We start from the raw sequence: 16,070 nt of genomic DNA on the forward strand, positions 1-16,070 counted from the left end.
AACGCACAGCCCCTCACATTATGATGAGGCCCAAGCTGCCAAACCTCGCCGCCTCTCCCACTTGGAAGAGGAGAGGACCAAGCCCCCAAAGAAAAACCCGGCGGATCGCTCCGCCGGGTCTTCGTTCAGATGTCGTGTGGGGCGCTACGATCAGTCGCGATTGCCCATAAAGCGCAGCAGGAACATGAACATGTTGATGAAGTCGAGATAGAGCGTCAGCGCGCCCATCACTACCGACTTGCCCATGAAGTCCGTGCCGGCGACATAGGCGTACATGCTCTTGATCTTCTGCGTATCGTAAGCCGTGAGGCCCGCGAACAGCAGCACACCGATAGCGCTGATGGCGAGGTCCATGACGCTCGACTTCAGGAACATGTTGACCAGCGATGCCACGATCAGGCCAACGACGCCCATGATAAGGAACGTGCCGAAGCCCGACAGATCCTTCTTCGTGGTGTAGCCGAACAGGCTAAGCCCGGCGAAAGCCGCTGCCGTCGCGAAGAAGGTCTGCGCGATCGACGTGCCCGTATACACCAGGAAGATCGTCGAGAGCGACAGCCCCATCACAGCCGCGTAGGCCCAGAACAGCATCTGCGCCGTGGCGGTCGACAGCTTGTTGATGCCAAAGCTCAACACCATCACGAACACGAGCGGCGAGAACATGATGACATACTTCAGGATGCCGGGGCCTGCCATGATCTGGTACGCGGGCGAAGCCTGCCCACCCCATGAAAACAGCAGCGCGACGATACCTGTCAGCAGGACACCACTCGCCATATAGTTGTAAACAGACAGCATGTAGGACCGCAGCCCCGCGTCGAACGCAGCGCCACGCGTCTCTACGCCAGCGCCGAAGCCCGTGCGAAAGCCGGTGTCCGGCGTCCGGGGGTCAGACCAGTTAGCCATTGTAAATCGTCTCCTTTGGATCGGCCCATTGTGCCGACATGCTCCATAATATCGGATGGATACCCGCATATTCAAGGAAAACCGGATGTTTCGCCCTGAATTGCATAAATAAATGGACTGGAAACAATTCAGCAATATTTTGATTACGCAAAGTCGCTTAGATGGTGAATGCACCGGCTCCCTGGTTGCTGACATCCCGCTCTGCTTTGGCAGTCGTGTCCTACGACAACCCAAGTTGGCAGAAGCACGAGCCGGCGTCTTCCCCAGCGCAATCTCCTGGTCTATCTTCCACTCATGCCGCGCCTCTTTGTCGCTCTCCGGCCCCCCGCCGCCGTCCGCCAGCATCTGCAGGAGATCATGCACGGCCTCCCCGGCGCACGATGGCAGGACGACGACCAACTGCACATCACCCTGCGCTTCATCGGCGACGTCGATTATAACAGGGCGAATGACATTGCTGCGGGGCTTGGTCGCGTAACCGCTCCCGCACTGACGTTATCTCTGAAAGGCGTTGGCGCATTCGGCAGGCGCGGCCGTGCCGACGCTTTATGGGCTGGAGTGACGCCGCAGGATGCCATTACGGCATTGCACAAGAAAGTCGACCGCGCCTGCGTCTCCGTCGGCCTCCCGCCCGAAGGCCGCGCCTATCTGCCGCACATTACTCTCGCCCGTTTCGGCAGGGACGCGCCGCCGCTTGACGCCTACCTCGCCCGCAATGCAGGGCTAACCAGCGCCGCCTTCACACTTAGCGACTTCGGCCTGTATGAAAGCACTCTGGGCCACGAGGGCGCGGTCTATCATCTGGCGGAACGATACCCGCTCAACGGCTAGGACGCGCACGGCCGCAGATTTCAGGTCCGGCTAAGCACCCCACAGGCGACGCGTCCACCTGCCTTGCCCGCCGGGTCACTCTTATAATCGTCCGGATCAGCATGAACGACCACCGCCGCGCCATCAGCGTCCAACAGAGGCGCCGCACCGTCGGCCAACGTCGCACCCTTGATCGTATAAGTCAGGGTGCCCGTGCCGTCCGCGCCGACGGTCATGTTTGGCATGTCGCCCATATGGCTGCCCATCGGATTTTCCATCCCATGCTGCTTGGCCATGGGATTCCAATGTCCGCCCGCGCTTGTGAAATCCGGCGCAGTGCATGTTCCGGTCGTATGGACATGCGCGGCGTGAACGCCCGGCGTCAGGCCCGTCGCTGCCACCGACACCTGCAATCCATCGCTAGTCTGTACGATCTTTGCCGTGCCATGCGCCGCACCATCACCACCCAGCAAGGTCGCATTCACCGAAGGCATGGCGTCGCTCGCCGTAGACGATGCCGAAGCTGGTGCGACACCTTCTCCCGATGTTGCACAGGCAGACAGGCCAGCCATCATGGCAAGCGATGATATGGCGACAAAGGTTTTCATGATCGAACTCCTGAACTGATGCGGCACCAACGCGACTGCGCCGGGTTTGTTGCGCTTCCGAACGGATTTGTCATCAAGAGATCAAAGGCCGCCATAGGCAGAAGGATGTCAGACAGAGGTCATGATGGTCCGGCGGCAATTGTTCCGCGCTATACACGGCCCGATCTACTCGCCTTGACACCTCGGCACCGCATCCAAGGGCTAAAAAGCTTCGCACCAGCAAAAAAGAAAGGGGCCGGTCTCGCGACCAGCCCCTCTTTTCCATCAGCCCCGAAAGGCCGGTGAAAATCCTTACTGACCCGAACCCGGGCCGTAGGTGATTTCCACGCGACGGTTCTGCAGTTCGCGAACGCCATCGGCAGTCTCGACGCGGGGACGGCTTTCACCGAACGCTTCGGACGTGATGACGCCGTCAGGAATACCCTTCGAAGAGAGGTATGCCTTGACCGCATCGTTGCGGCGCTGCGACAGACCGACGTTGTAAGCGGGCGCACCCGACTTATCGGCGTGACCTGCAAGCATGACCTGAGCCGAACCGCAGTTGCTGTAGGCCGAGATCGCGTTGTCCAGAATGGTCGCGGCATCAGGCGTGATGTTCGACTTATCCCATTCAAAGAACACGATGTACGGTCCAGGCGTGCATTCCACTGCCGGCGGCGGCGGAGGCGGTGGGGGCGGAGGAGGCGGCGGGGGCGGCGGCGGGGGCGGCGGAGGAGCAGCCGGCTCGCCGAAGTTGTAGGTCAGACCTGCGAGCAGGCTGTGCGTACGCAGCTTGGCGTCGACATCGCGGCCGGCCGGAGCAAAACGCGGATCAGGCTGAACGCTGGTGACGTAGCCGAGATCGACCGCATTGTAGAAGCGATACTTCAGCGACAGGTCGAGCTTGTCGGTCAGCGGATAGCGCACGCCAGCCAGAGCCTGCCATGCGAAGCCGGTGTCCGAATCATCGGTCGTCAGCGTGTAGAGGTAGGTGCGAGCCACACCGGCGCCGCCGCCGACGAAGCCCTGCAGGCCATCATCGGGACCGAAGTCGAGCAGGCCATTGACCATGAAGCTCAACGAACGGAAGTTGCCGCGCGTGCTGTTGTAGCCGTTGGTGTACGCAACGTTGTCGGTGTAGGCGCGCTTGAACGCGACTTCCGATTCAAGACGGAAATGACCGAAGTCATAACCGATCACGCCATCGACATCGTAGCCGGTGTTGTAGTTGGCGGTTGCGACGGTGTTGACGATCTTGAGGTCTACGTCCTCAGCGATCAGTGCACCGGCATCAACGCCGATGTACCAAGCGTCATCACGAGCCATGGCGGGTGTCGCCAAGGCGGTGGTAGCGAGCGCTGCTGCGAGGGCAAGCTTCCGCATATTATTCCCCTTTCAAAATGGTCACGAAGGACTGCGGAAACCGTCTACCCTCGCGAAAGTTTCATGGCAAGTGCGCTTAAGCCGGAACTGTTGCCAAAATGCCGCAGTTTTACACCTGCCTCAGCCCTGGGAGATCACTGAAATTCCTTGGTTTCTCTGAGATTTTACCTAGTGGAATTTTTTTGTTAGCTTTGTGGAACGGTGCCGCAAAGCCGCGCTTTTCACAGGGTCGAAGCAATCAAACCGTGCAAGCGCAGCATTTCGAGGATCGCATTGATTGCGGCGCGGCTTTCCACGTCCACCGTGATGCCGCCTGCCGGTGCGGCGATCGCGTCGCCCTGCGTACCCACCACGCGCACGCCGTTTTGATACACGCCGTCTGCGCGTATCGCGCCATCGCTCCAGGTGCCGCTGCCCCAGCGCATGGCATGACCACGATCCGCGACCCACACCTCCATCCCCAAGACCGGCGAGACGAAGCGCCATCCGCCACTCGTCCAGCCCGCAACATCGCCCTCATGTCCCGACCAGGCAGCACTCGCCCCCGCCGCCACGATCCAGCACTGCCCTATCAGGGGCACGCCGGGCGGCACTGCGACGTCCGCACTTTCCACAGCAGCACAGGCGGCGATGTCCAACCGCACCAGCGCCTCGTTATGCGTGACTTCCTTCTGCGCTTGTCCTGCCATCAACAGCGGCAGCCCCAGCCGATCCGTCCGATCCTCAGCCATACTTCTCTCCTTAAGCTAAAGCGCCATCGTGGCCGTCCGCCCGATCCGATGCGTTCCGATCTGCCGCACCGCGATCGACAAAGCCCCGGCATATCCCGCCGCGCCATCCGCCGCCGCCATCGCCGCGTCATAGGTCCAGAGCGGCTCCACCACTTCGGCCGAGCGCACCACCGTCTCCTCCGTCCTCACCTCGACGCGATACCGCTCCGCTTCCTCGCCCAGAGGCGCGTCCACGCCATCGCTCCATCCCCAGCCCGAGCGGCTCCGGCGTATCCAGCGTACCTCTCGCCCACCGGAACCGTCCGCCTCCACGGTCAGATGCACGGGCACCAACGGCATCAGCGCCTCGCCGGCAATATCCCGTTCGGCCGATGCAGGCGTCGCGTCGCCGATCCCTACGGCGATCACATGACTATGCCCGCCCGGCTGCGGCACCGCGGCCAGCCGCTCGGCATCGAGTAGCAGAAACGGCTCGCCCTCCGCATGATCCGCCATCGCATGGTCCGTCCCCCGCCGCCCGCGCAGCAGCCGCCGGAGCCGGAACAGCCCCGATCCCAACGCACTCACCGATCCGAACTGGATCAACTCCCGCCCCACCAGACACATATTCGTGCCCCGCAGCATCGCCGCCTCGTCAGCACCGGCAAGGCTGTCGCCTGCTGACAAAAGTTGCACATCCATCCACGAAACCAGGTCGAACGATGCACAAGACCCTTCCCCGGGCGGCACCACCACGATGCCCATCACCGCCGCAGGCGCCGTCCGCCCGAACGGCACAACCGCGCCGCTCCCCGCCTCCACCGTGAACAGCGCGGCCCTGCGCCACCCCGCCGAAGCCCCCGCAGCCGCCACCACGACCACAGGCTCGGCGGGCGCGCTGTCGGTCAGCACCGGCAAGTCCGCGATCATCAGCACCGTCGCCCCATGCGGCGCATCGGGAGCGCGCACCACGCTCCCCGCCGAAGCCTCCACCGAAACCGCGCTCCCGCTCCGCCAGCCGCGCAGCTCCAGCCGCACGCCCATCGCCTCCCACTCGCGCGCCGCCACGCGCCACAGCCCCGCAATGCCTTCGACGGTCACGATCGTCCCCGGCCGATGCACCAGCGCATCCCAACCGCACATCACTTCCATGCCAGACCGCCCGCGCCACGCATCGCCAAGCCGCGCCTGCGCCAGCCCTTTCGCAGCGCTTGCAGAGATCGCCGCAGGCAGTTCGACCGAAGCCGCAACCCGCCCAACCCCTGGCCGCACAGCGGTCTGCACGCCCGCCTGATAGTCCCGCTCCGGCTCATAATGCCGCACCGAAAGCCGCACCGGCACACCGGCGGCAGGATCGCGCGACGCCTTCACCGGCGCCAGCACACCCCCATTGATCCGCGCGGCCAGCGCGCCCTGCGTCACCATCTCCGCCGCCTCGGGATGATCGAGCCGCAACCCCTCCAGCACCAGCCCCTGCGCCTCGACCAACGGCTGCAAGGCGCTCGCCACATCGTCCCCGCTCGCCGCATAGCCCGACACCATGCCGCCAGCGCCGCTCAGCACCCCGCCCGACAATGCCGACGCGATCGACCCCGTAGAAACCTCTCCCGTATCCGCCACAACTTCGAACGTCAGCGAGGGAATCCGATTGCCGAAATCCGCCAGCGCCAGATCCTCGAACACCGCGTAGGCGATCCCGCGATGCGCAGGCGTCACGCCGATCCCCTCCGCCGCCGCCATAAGCGGATCGACCGCCTGATCCGCCCCACCATCATGCAGCCGGAATGCGCCAAGCTCCGTCTTGAAGTCGCCCGCCACCCCGCGCAGCAAATTCCCATCGGCCCAAATCCGCCCGATCGACAGCACCCGACGCGCCGACAAGGCCACCGCAAAACTCGCCGAATAGCTATAGGTCGTGACGCTAGGCTGCCCCTTGCCGCCGCCGTTCTTGTTCTTCGTCTCCTGGAGATCGGTCGCCCAGATCACCGTCCCCGCCACGCGCATCGCCCCGAACAGCTTGGGGATTTGGCTCCCATAAGTCGACGTCTGCACCGCCAAATCCTGCAACCGCGGCCCGCGCCGCCCCTTGGGCTTCAGCAGCACCGCAGAGTCGAACGCCCGCCCCGCCAGCGCGCCAATCGCGCCGCCAATCGGCCCCCCAGCACAGTCCCCACCGCGCCCAAAACCAATGTCGCCATAAAAATCCCCCGTTCGGCGCTTAGCCCCAATTGGTGAGGGCCTCCGCCCCCACGCCAATCACCGCCCCCACCGCCACACACCCACCACCGGCCAAAGCGGCTCCCCCGGCATCTCGACGACCCGCCGCAACCCCGCATGCGCATGCACGAACCCGCCTGGCACCTTCAGCATCAAATGAAACTGCACCGCGCCCGCGCGCACCAGCACCACATCGCCAGTCTTCAATATCCGCACCCTCCGCAGCCCGCCGAGCGCAGCCATCCGGAAAACCGCGCCACATCACCGCCGCGCAGGGCATAATCCTCCGGCACCGCGCCCTCATGCCCCGCACTCCGCAACGCGCACGCCACAAGCCCCACGCAATCGAGCCCCGTCCCCGCATCACGCCCATGCAAAAGAAATGGTGCCCCCACCGCCGCACGCGCTGCGCGCACGACCTTCTCACATCTTTTCATGCCATTATCCCACCAATCTACGAAGAAGGATCAACCACCCGGATAGCGCGTGAGCAAGTCATTCCCCGGCAGATACGGCTCGCCGCGAAAGTTCACCGCATTGCCAAACCGTGCCGAACAGGTGGCCATCCGCCGGTCGCACCCCTCGCTCAACAGCGCCAAAGCCCCCGCCGCGAACGCAAAAGGCGGCGCATCCGCCAAAGTCACACCGGCAGCATCATTCGCCGCCACCGCCTGCGCCAACCCCGCATTTTCTCCGGTCAGCCAGCGCAGCGACCCAAAGGCAAACGCCCCCGCAACCAAGCCACCGACTACGGCCACATCCTCGCCCGAAACCCCGCTCACCCGCACCACGCGCCGATGCTTCGCCATATCCACGCGGCAATCCCGGTCACCCAGCACCGCCCGGCAATCCGGCGTAGTCTCTGGCACCACTGGCCCCGCCAGCACACCGACACGCCCGACCAGCTCGGCGGTAAACGCCTCCCCCTCCCGCTCCACCGCGCCGATTTCGCCCTCCGCCAGCACCAGCCACAACACACCCGGCGCAGTCCACTCTGTCAGGAACAGCGCCACCGCCGCCCCGTCCCAACGCCCCGCCTCCAGATCGCGCGTCGTAATGGCGTCACTCGACAGCGCGCCCCGGACATCCATGCTGTCGACCTCGAACGAAGACCCCTGCCGCACCGCAGACGGCACCAGCCCCGGCGCGGCCCGATACACGACGCCGCCCACGCGCAAATCGCGATCATGGCTCGTCAGCCCGATAGTGACGCCATCCCGCCGCTCCAGCCGCCAGCAGAACGCCAGCGCGGCCAACTCCTGCCCCAACACCTCAACGACACTCATGCCCTGAGTTCCACCAGCGGCACCGAAGGCACATCCCCCGCCGCAAAGGTCGCGCGGCTCACATCCAGCCGATCCTCCGCAAATCGCACCGGCACATCGAACCGGAACCCCGCCGTCAGCGCCGCACCCGCCGCGGGAGCCACATCGAACGCAATCACTCCCGCCCCAACATGCGCCCAGCCCGACAGCGCCTCGACGCCGTCAACCGCTACCCGGATGGACCCAGCCGCCGGCCGCGTAATCACCCGCTGCTGCGCGTCCGCTCCGTCGCCATAATATTTACACAACTGGAAGGCACTCGCCGCGCCGTCTCCGACCCCCAGAAACTGGTCGAGCGGCCCGCCATTACCCGACCGGTCATCGAACGGATCGGTAAATCTAAACCCCCTCCCCGCACCCCGCCGCGCCCGGAAAAAGGCAATAAGTTCCATCACATCCGCCTCGGATCTCACACCCGGCCCCACATCGAACGACAGCCGCGCATCCGCCCAGTCGCTGCTCCGCCGCTCATGCCCGGACAGGCTCTCCACCGTCTGCGTCGAAAAGGCGGGCGACACACTCGCCTCCCGCCCGATTGCCAGCGGAAAGAGCACATCATCAAAGGCTTGCATCTCATCTTCTCCATCGATCCTGAAAGCCGTGAAGCCATCTCGCGCCACCTGCGGCAGCGCCCACACGAACGTCGCCGCGCTTCCCCGCGTAACGGAAGCCTCCGCCGCGGCCGCGATCCGCGCCCACTGAACAACTGCGTCCTCAGCCCGCAGCACAAATCCTGAAAAGTAATGCTGCTCGTCAACCGGATACCCCAGCCGCGCCGTTGCCTCCGCCACGCCCCGCGCCGTCAAGGCGGAGCGCCCCTCCGTCACCCAATCATAATCCTCAAGCTGCAACACATCGAACGCCGGCGCAGCCCACCCCACCGGCAAATTCGCACGGGCAGCTTCGGGCGCAGACGGGTCCAAAATCGTCGGCAGATACGCCAGCAAATGCGTCACCGCCCCCGGACCCACTGCCCGAACCGCGTCACACAAAGCCGCCGTCGATGCCGCCAGCAGCACGCCCGCCGCATCCAGCAAAGCCTTCTGCGCGACCGTCTTCGCCCCCCGCACATCCGGGATCGACACCAAGGCCGCCTCAAAAGCTGCCCGCGCCGCATCGTCATACAGGCAAATCCGCCCCTCGGCAGGCATTACCCACCACCAAGGCTCTCCCACCTGAAACTTGACCGCCAACCCGGCATCCACCGCGATTCCGGCAAACGCCTGCGCCACTCCCTGCAGATACGCCATTGCCCCCACATGCGCCGGAGACAGCAAGGTCGAAGGCGGCATCCACCCCGTCAGCGCCGGATCGCCATTCTCCGCCCGCTGCTTCCACGCCCCCGGACAATGCGCGTCCAGCAACTCGTAAGACAGCGACCAGATCACCCCGAAATCCAATGCCTTGGCCCGCATAGCGAAGTCCCGGTGCCAAGCCGCACAAGCCGCATTCAGCCCGCCACTCGCCAGCCAATCCCCGCCACTCCGCACCAGCGCGAAGTAATGGCTCATCCCCACATAATGGTTGATGCTCCCGCGATACCCCAGCGCCAGCGCCTGCCGCAGCACCCGCTCCGGCGTCTGGTTGAAGCAATCGTCATAGCCTGTCGCGATGCTCAGCCCATGTTCCGGCACCATGATGTCGCCGATCTCCAGCACCGACCCCACGCCCTCACAGACGATCCCGCTAACCTCTACCCACCCCTCGACCGGAGCCGCAAAGGCCGTATCGCCCGCATCATAATCCGGGGGCACCATGGAAATGAACATCCGGTCCACATCCCCCGCCCAAACCGGGTCGGCCTCCCCCGGCAACAGGAACCCACCATCAAGTGCGGCAAAATCCAGCACGATCTCAGCATCTTCCGGCCCACCGCTGGCATAGTTCCACAGCCGCACATACCAGCTATGCGCCGCCCCCGACACATCCCGCCCCTCGATCGTCAGCGTTGCCCCATGCGTCTCATCCAGCCTTCGCACACCCGAACTACGCCACCGGAACCGCAACACGCAGTCCCGGAAATCCCGATCCGTCGCATAGGCCAGCAGCGAATGATCCCACCGATCCTCAGCGTCCCAGATCAGCCCCGCCAGATCCCCGGACCCGCAAAACACCGCATCCACCCGCAAAGCATCCGCCGCAGTCGTCACGACGCTCGCCATCACCGGCCGAGGGAAATTCACGGTCCAGAACGGCGCGGCAAACCGTTTCACCACGCCAGAGTCCTGCCCCCGCCGCGCATCCGCCAACCAATATTGCATTTCAACCCCCCCCCGTCCCTTCAGTCCCATTCGCCTCGAGCGAAGTCGAAGGGGTCGCCCGAACGTAAGTGAGAGCACTTCGACTTCGCTCAGCCCGAACGGCGGTAGAGCGCAGTCCGCCACTCACTCCAAAGCCCCTCGCACCGCCCGCGCCACCTGCCGCGCACTCCGCGCCAGCGCCTTGGGCGCATCCCCGCCAGCGCCCGAGACATTCACCACCACCCGAACCTCCCCCGCGCCACCCAAGCCCGCCGCGACGACCTGCCCGCTTGATGTCGGCACGAACACCTCAGGCCCGCGCTCCCCTACAAGATAGCCCCGTCCCGGCGCCACCGGTCCACCCGTCGCCCTTCCAGGCAGCCCCAAAGCACTCCCCAGCAACGAAGCCCCGATCCCCAGTAGTCCGCCAGCCCCTCCGCCGCCGATCGCGCCGATTCCCGCCTGCAGCGAACTGCGCGCAATCTCGTCCAGCACGCCGGACGCCACCCGCCGCAGATCCTCGAACCCGAACTTCCCCGTCCGCACCGCGCGCAACAGCCCGCTCTCTATGGCCTTCCCAGCCCGCTCCGCCCCCGCCGCCAGCGGCCCCTCAAGACCCCCGCGCATCGCGTCCACGTCCCGGGCAAAGCCCTGCACATCCGCCCGCACACTCACGACGAGCCGCTCGATTTCCTCATCCATCTGGAAACATCTCCCTCAATCGGTCCAGCGTCGCCGCGTCGGGCGGTGCTCCCGCACCGGCTTCCCCCGAAGCCGCCCCAAACACGGCAGCCAACTCATCCGGCGTAGCGCGCCAGAACAGGTCCGGCGTCCACCCCAGCGCCCACGCCGTCACGCCGAAAAGCCGCACCGCGCATTCCGTGAAAGTCATTCGCACCACCCCACCCCGTTCGTCCTGAGCTTGTCGAAGCCTGTCCTGAGCGCCTGCCGCAGGCAGGCAGTCGAAGGGGACCAGCCTGAGCGAAGACGAAGGCACTTCACTGCGTTCAGCAGAAGGCTTCGACTTCGCTCAGCCCGAACGGATTAAGAGGACCACGTCATCCCCCCGCCAGCACCTGCCGCAGCACGCACCGAAGCACCGGCATCGCCGCCGCCATACCGCCCGCCACCACAGCCTCGCCCAGATCATCCCGCGTCAGCCCCTCGGGCCGCGCCTCCAGGCAGTGCCAGAACAGCCCCGCCATTTCCGAAAGCCGCAACTCCCCCGCAGCCGCCCGCTCCACCAGCGCAAACAGCGGCCCCAGCTCCGCCTCCGCAGCCACCAGCGCCGCAAAGCTCGGCCGCACCACCAGCGAAGCCTCGCCCACACGCAGCAGCGCCTCGCCCCGCGCCGCGTTGGCCAAGCCCCCGCTCACAGGCTCACCACCGGCCCGCTGCTCTCCAGGCTCAGCGTGTAATTGCGCTCCGAATTATAGTCCCCGGCATAGTCCAGCCGCGTAATCAGGAACCGCCCCCGCATCCGCTCGCCACTTTCAAAGCTCAGTTCATAGTCGTCGATCGTCCCCGCCAGCACATGATTGCGCAGCCGCACCTCCGCCGCCGATCCCGTAAATAGCCCCGCCGCCGACACGCTCACCGCCCGGATGCCCGCGCCCGACAGCAACTCCCGCCACCCGCCGCTATCCTTGCTGGTGATGTTCACTGCCTCGCCGCTGACCGACATCTGCGTCGTGCGCAAACCGGCCACCGTCGCATAGGCGATCGGGCTCCCGCCATCGCCCACCTTCAGCAAAAATGCGCTTCCCTTTTCGACTGCCATATCGCACACTCCATCGTAGAAATTTTAAGGCCCGAGCGGCCGGAAATACAGGAGAGGAACCAAGCCATGCTCGCCATCTCGACTGCGCTGATGCTGATGCTCGCCGGCACGCCCGAAGAAGATATGGGCGCGGCCCGCAAAGCCTATGCAAAGTGCCTGCAGGACTTCACCACCGACGCGCGCGACCGCAAAGTCGCCGCCGCCGACTACAAGTCCGGCCTGAAATCCAAATGCGCCGACAAGGAAGCCGCCTTCCGCACCGCGATCCTCGCCGCAGACAAAGCCGACGGCATGAAACCCGACGAGTCCGCAAAGGACGCCGACGATCAGATCAAGGAATATCTGGATAAGTTCGGGGAGGATTATGAGGGGTAGGAGGAACCAGGCCCTGAAGGCCAACCGGAAGGCCGGCTGTCCAACGCGACGCCTCGCTTCCCGTTCGTCCTGAGCTTATCGAAGGATCAGTCTGAGCGAAGTCGAAGACACTTCGCTGCATTCAGTGGAAGGCTTCGACAAGCTCAGCCCGAACAGAATTTACAGGTCGCCACGTGTAATCCGACAAGCCGGGCTTGACCCGGTATCCCGCTGCTCACGCAAACCTAAACCTGCAAAACTCGCACCCGATAATCCACCAAGGCCCGCCACCCGTCCTCCCGCCCGCGCACAACACGCGACCGCAGCAGCGCCACCGTTCCCACGTCATACCCCGCCACCGCAACCCGCTTCACCGCCGCATCGGCCAGCGCCAGCATCTCCGCCAGCCCCGCACCGCCCTCGCGCCGATCCTGCACCGTCAGCGTCACGCGCACTTCGCGCCCAGGTCGATCCTTCGTCCCCCACTCGCTCCCCAAACACTCGCCCACCACCGCGAACGGCGCGCTCGCCTTCACCGGAGCGCCATCCCACACACCGTTCAGCAGAGCCGCCAGCGCCGCATCCCCCTGCAACGCTGCCAGCACGCCCGTGCGCACGGCCATTTCCGCGCTCATCCGCCCCTCCCGATATATAGCAGTCGCGCATCCTCGACCCAGCGGTCGAGCAGCGCCCGCCCCTCGATCACCACCGCGTCGCCCTCGAGTCCGGCACGCACGCCCCGAACCTCAAGCGCCTCCGCCAGCACGATAGCCCGCCGCCGCACCGCCGCCCGCTCACCCAGCGCCACACCGCGCTCCAACACGCCCCTCACGCCCCTCACGCCATACCCCCTCAAGAGAGCCGCATCCGCCGCCAAGGCCGCCACAAAGCCGTCACCGCAGCCGGCGGCACCGCCGCATCGCCCTCCCGCTGCACATGCATTTCCGCCGCCATCCGCACGATGCCATGCCGCAGCCCGTGCGGAACCGCGTCCGCCTCCGCCGCAAGTCCGGCGCGATACCGCACCCGCACCCGCCCCGCAGATCCCGGCGTAGTCACCCGCACCCAGCCATCGCCATTCCGGTCGACGTCCACCGCATAAGCCGCCACCGGCAAAGCAAACTCCGCCCCCTCCGCCGGAATCCCGAACACGCTCTCGATAGCCACCACCGGCCGCGCCGCCAGCCGCACCCACGCCGAAGACACCGGCACCACATCCTCCGCCTCCCGCTGCATCAGCCATTGCCCGACAAACCGCTCGCACAAATCGCCAGCCGCGCGCAGCAACCGCTCCAGCAGCGCATCCTCCGCCGTCGTCTCCACGCGCAAATACGCCTTGAGGTCACCCACCGGCACCGCCAAAGCTCCCTCCTCGACGATCCCCATCGAAGCCCCCTTTCCAGATGAAAGAGCCGCCCGACGCACAAGGCACCGGGCGGCTTGTTATTTGCGCTCACCCCTTAGAGGCCGAGCAAAGTCGAAGGACCACCCCCCCCGTTCGCCCTGAGCTTGTCGAAGGGTTCTGCTGAACGCAGTGAAGCATGCTTCGCCTGCGGCTCAGCGTGACCCTTCGACTTCGCTCAGGGCGAACGGCTTAGAGTGTTGGCCAAAGCCCTCGCCTCAAGGGCAAACGGTCCGAAAATTCAGCCCCTACGACACAGCGAACTTCATCACCTTGATCGCCTCGCTGTTCGCCACAGCTCCGCCGATCCGCTTCACCGCATAGAAGTGCACGAACGGCTTGTTACTATACGGATCGCGCAGGATGCTCGTCTCGTTCCGCTCCGCCACCACATAGCCATTGGCGAAGTTGCCAAACGCCACCGACAGGCTGTCCGCGGCGACATCGGGCATGTCCTCCGCCTCGACCACCGGATAGCCCAACAGCGTCGCAGGCGCAGACCCCGCCAGCCCCGGCTGCCAAAGGAACTGCCCGTCGCTCGTCTTCAGCTTGCGGATACCGGCCAGCGTCTTGCTGTTCATCACGAACGCCGCCCCCTGCCGGTACGACGCCTTCAACGCCTGCACCAGATCGATCAGGCGATCGGCGGCGCCCGAGGACGCAAACGCCCCCGCCGCCCCGCTCGCCACATATTGCAGCGTGCCAAAGGCGCGCACCGTGTCCGCCTCCGCCGTCACCGGATAAGTGAGAAAGCCCTTGGGCCGATTGGTGCCATTGCCGTTCACGAACGCAGCACCCTCCGCCGCCGCAAACTCGCGCGCGATCTCCCGCGCCAGCCAGCCCTCCACATCGAACGCCGCATCGTCCAGCATCGCCTGGCTTGCCGCCGGATTGGCGAACAACTCACCACCCGGAGGCGCAATTTCCGCAAAAGTCGGCGTCGCCGTCTCCGCCCGCGCACCCGTTTCGCTCGCCCAGCCCGACGCGATCCCGCCGGTAGTCACCAGCTTGCGATAGCCCGCCGTGCCCGTCTTCACGACATTGGCGATGGCGCGGATCGGCGAGACCGCCTTCAACGTCGCCTCGATCAGCGCATCGATCTCGCGCGGCACCGCATAGCCGCCAACCGGACCCGAAGCCCCGGAAAAGCTCTTCAGCTCCACCCCCGCTTCCTGTCCCCGCCGCAAATAGCGATCCACAAACGCCGCCCGCTGCGGGTCAATGTCCACCCCCTTCACCCCATCCAGAGCCGGCCGCTGCCCCTCCACATTCCGCGCCGCCATCAGCGCACGCAGCGCCACAACATCGGCCTCCAGAGCCGCGATCTTCTCATCATTCAGGACAGCCTCAAAAGCCCCGTCCAACGCATCGCCCTTAACTTCCAACATATGCTTCTCCCGTTTTGAAGGCACAAAAAAACCCTCGCCCCGGTGGGGAGAGGGATACGAAGACTTGGCAGCCCGCTGCCTAGTCGAAGTTGGGTGAGGGATGCTCCGCCCTAGCGGTCAATTTCGCGAAGGGCCTACCATCATTAGGGTTTCTCGCCTAAAGCCAGCAAGTGCGTACCTTAACGATGAAGAAGCAGGAGTATCTAGGGGACGGCCGTTGCCTCTATTGTTTGAACCGCTTCGATAACGCAGAGCTTACCGACGAGCATATTATCCCCACCGCAATTCACGGCGCACTGCTGATAAAAAATGGAGCGTGTGTTACATGCGCTCGCAGCACAAATAAAAACTTTGAAAACCAAGCCCTGAACCAAGACCTTCTTCTTCCGCGTTTACTTCTGGAACTAAAGGGCAGAGGAAAAAGTGGAGCACCCCAAGATCTTCGTCATCTGCCAGCCGTCTACTCTGGTGACACAACAATGGGAAACGATGGCGTACGCCTTCTAGACTTCCCTATTTCATTGTACCCTAAGATGTTCCACCTAATACAATTCCCGCCTGCTGGTGTGCTAAGTGGTACTGATCGGGGTGACGGCATCGCTAATTTTCGTCTGCGCTTTTTTGACGCAGGTGGCCCGAGACTGAGGAGTGCTACAGTAAAGTCGGCGCACACAAACGGTCCTTTTGCAATGATGATTGCCAAAATAGCCTACTGCTATGCCGTGGCAAAAGTCAGTTTGGATGGTTTCGACGGGACCGCGATCAGAGACGTGATTTCTGAAAAGCGAAAGGATGTGTATAATTTTGTCGGGTCCACCAAAAAACCTGTCCCCCTTACAAACCGAGAAATACACAGTTTGCATTTGCGAAGACAAAAAGGTTATTTGATTGTTTTAGTTAATTTATTTGCTTCAATGGCTAAAAGAGGTGAGCCTGTTCACCCTTACGAGGTTGTCGTAGGTACATAA

The 16,070-nt window shown here is 64.3% G+C and carries 20 protein-coding genes; 3 read left to right on the top strand and 17 right to left on the bottom strand.

Annotated features, from left to right (window positions below; all coding sequences use genetic code 11):
* Positions 1-150 precede the first annotated feature (150 nt).
* Positions 151-906: a Bax inhibitor-1/YccA family protein gene (locus tag C1T17_RS15020; RefSeq protein WP_104954135.1), complete on the bottom strand. Its 756-nt coding sequence runs from the start codon at positions 904-906 to the stop codon at positions 151-153.
* 294 nt (positions 907-1,200) lie between these two features.
* Between C1T17_RS15020 and thpR the strand changes: the two genes are divergently transcribed.
* A complete protein-coding gene (thpR, locus tag C1T17_RS15025) occupies positions 1,201-1,737 on the top strand; it encodes an RNA 2',3'-cyclic phosphodiesterase (protein WP_104954136.1) in 537 nt (178 codons plus the stop codon).
* Between the two features lie 20 nt (positions 1,738-1,757).
* Here the strand turns inward: thpR and C1T17_RS15030 are convergent, their stop codons facing one another.
* The 12 genes from C1T17_RS15030 to C1T17_RS15080 all read right to left on the bottom strand — a co-directional run bounded on the left by C1T17_RS15030 (position 1,758) and on the right by C1T17_RS15080 (position 11,958).
* On the bottom strand, positions 1,758-2,324 hold the full coding sequence (locus C1T17_RS15030) for a superoxide dismutase family protein (protein WP_104954137.1): 567 nt from the start codon (positions 2,322-2,324) through the stop codon (positions 1,758-1,760).
* Between the two features lie 291 nt (positions 2,325-2,615).
* Complete coding sequence (locus tag C1T17_RS15035; RefSeq protein WP_104954138.1) at positions 2,616-3,686, bottom strand: OmpA family protein; 1,071 nt, start codon at positions 3,684-3,686, stop codon at positions 2,616-2,618.
* A gap of 221 nt (positions 3,687-3,907) precedes the next feature.
* A complete protein-coding gene (locus C1T17_RS15040; protein ID WP_104954139.1) occupies positions 3,908-4,417 on the bottom strand; it encodes a DUF2793 domain-containing protein in 510 nt (169 codons plus the stop codon).
* 15 nt (positions 4,418-4,432) lie between these two features.
* Positions 4,433-6,652 (bottom strand): phage tail protein, encoded by a 2,220-nt coding sequence (locus C1T17_RS15045; RefSeq protein ID WP_223262631.1) that lies wholly within the window; start codon positions 6,650-6,652, stop codon positions 4,433-4,435.
* Positions 6,653-6,829, bottom strand: coding sequence for a hypothetical protein (locus C1T17_RS22000; RefSeq protein ID WP_317617053.1), 177 nt, complete (start codon positions 6,827-6,829; stop codon positions 6,653-6,655). It lies immediately after the preceding gene.
* A complete protein-coding gene (locus C1T17_RS22005; RefSeq protein WP_317617054.1) occupies positions 6,817-7,050 on the bottom strand; it encodes a hypothetical protein in 234 nt (77 codons plus the stop codon). The genes C1T17_RS22000 and C1T17_RS22005 overlap by 13 nt, the downstream gene beginning before the upstream one ends.
* A 30-nt stretch (positions 7,051-7,080) precedes the next feature.
* The gene (locus C1T17_RS15055) at positions 7,081-7,899 is read right to left on the bottom strand and encodes a DUF2163 domain-containing protein (RefSeq protein WP_104954140.1); all 819 of its coding nucleotides are present in this window, start codon (positions 7,897-7,899) and stop codon (positions 7,081-7,083) included.
* Positions 7,896-10,199 carry a DUF2460 domain-containing protein gene (locus C1T17_RS15060; protein ID WP_104954141.1) on the bottom strand — a complete coding sequence of 768 codons (2,304 nt, stop codon included), beginning with the start codon at positions 10,197-10,199 and terminating at the stop codon, positions 7,896-7,898. The genes C1T17_RS15055 and C1T17_RS15060 overlap by 4 nt, the downstream gene beginning before the upstream one ends.
* 123 nt (positions 10,200-10,322) lie before the next feature.
* A complete protein-coding gene (locus tag C1T17_RS15065) occupies positions 10,323-10,880 on the bottom strand; it encodes a tail tape measure protein (RefSeq protein WP_104954142.1) in 558 nt (185 codons plus the stop codon).
* Positions 10,873-11,070: a phage tail assembly chaperone gene (locus C1T17_RS15070; RefSeq protein ID WP_104954143.1), complete on the bottom strand. Its 198-nt coding sequence runs from the start codon at positions 11,068-11,070 to the stop codon at positions 10,873-10,875. Before C1T17_RS15070 ends, C1T17_RS15065 begins: the two co-directional genes overlap by 8 nt.
* 166 nt (positions 11,071-11,236) lie before the next feature.
* Positions 11,237-11,554 carry a GTA-gp10 family protein gene (locus C1T17_RS15075; protein WP_104954144.1) on the bottom strand — a complete coding sequence of 106 codons (318 nt, stop codon included), beginning with the start codon at positions 11,552-11,554 and terminating at the stop codon, positions 11,237-11,239.
* Positions 11,551-11,958 (bottom strand): phage tail tube protein, encoded by a 408-nt coding sequence (locus C1T17_RS15080; protein WP_104954145.1) that lies wholly within the window; start codon positions 11,956-11,958, stop codon positions 11,551-11,553. Before C1T17_RS15080 ends, C1T17_RS15075 begins: the two co-directional genes overlap by 4 nt.
* A gap of 66 nt (positions 11,959-12,024) precedes the next feature.
* On the opposite strand from C1T17_RS15080, the gene C1T17_RS15085 reads away from it, so the two are divergent.
* Entirely contained in the window at positions 12,025-12,333 is a 309-nt protein-coding gene (locus C1T17_RS15085) for a hypothetical protein (protein ID WP_104954146.1), read from the top strand.
* Between the two features lie 224 nt (positions 12,334-12,557).
* Here the strand turns inward: C1T17_RS15085 and C1T17_RS15090 are convergent, their stop codons facing one another.
* The 4 genes from C1T17_RS15090 to C1T17_RS15105 form a co-directional block, all read right to left on the bottom strand.
* Entirely contained in the window at positions 12,558-12,947 is a 390-nt protein-coding gene (locus C1T17_RS15090) for a DUF3168 domain-containing protein (protein ID WP_104954147.1), read from the bottom strand.
* On the bottom strand, positions 12,944-13,153 hold the full coding sequence (locus C1T17_RS15095; RefSeq protein WP_145959012.1) for a hypothetical protein: 210 nt from the start codon (positions 13,151-13,153) through the stop codon (positions 12,944-12,946). The genes C1T17_RS15090 and C1T17_RS15095 overlap by 4 nt, the downstream gene beginning before the upstream one ends.
* A gap of 11 nt (positions 13,154-13,164) precedes the next feature.
* Positions 13,165-13,698 carry a phage head-tail connector protein gene (locus C1T17_RS15100; protein WP_104954149.1) on the bottom strand — a complete coding sequence of 178 codons (534 nt, stop codon included), beginning with the start codon at positions 13,696-13,698 and terminating at the stop codon, positions 13,165-13,167.
* A 264-nt stretch (positions 13,699-13,962) separates the two neighbouring features.
* Entirely contained in the window at positions 13,963-15,102 is a 1,140-nt protein-coding gene (locus C1T17_RS15105) for a phage major capsid protein (protein WP_104954150.1), read from the bottom strand.
* Between the two features lie 185 nt (positions 15,103-15,287).
* Here C1T17_RS15105 and C1T17_RS15110 point away from each other — a divergent pair, with 185 nt between their 5' ends.
* Positions 15,288-16,070: an HNH endonuclease gene (locus C1T17_RS15110; protein WP_223262632.1), complete on the top strand. Its 783-nt coding sequence runs from the start codon at positions 15,288-15,290 to the stop codon at positions 16,068-16,070.

Source organism: Sphingobium sp. SCG-1 (genome assembly GCF_002953135.1).
Lineage (GTDB): Bacteria > Pseudomonadota > Alphaproteobacteria > Sphingomonadales > Sphingomonadaceae > Sphingobium.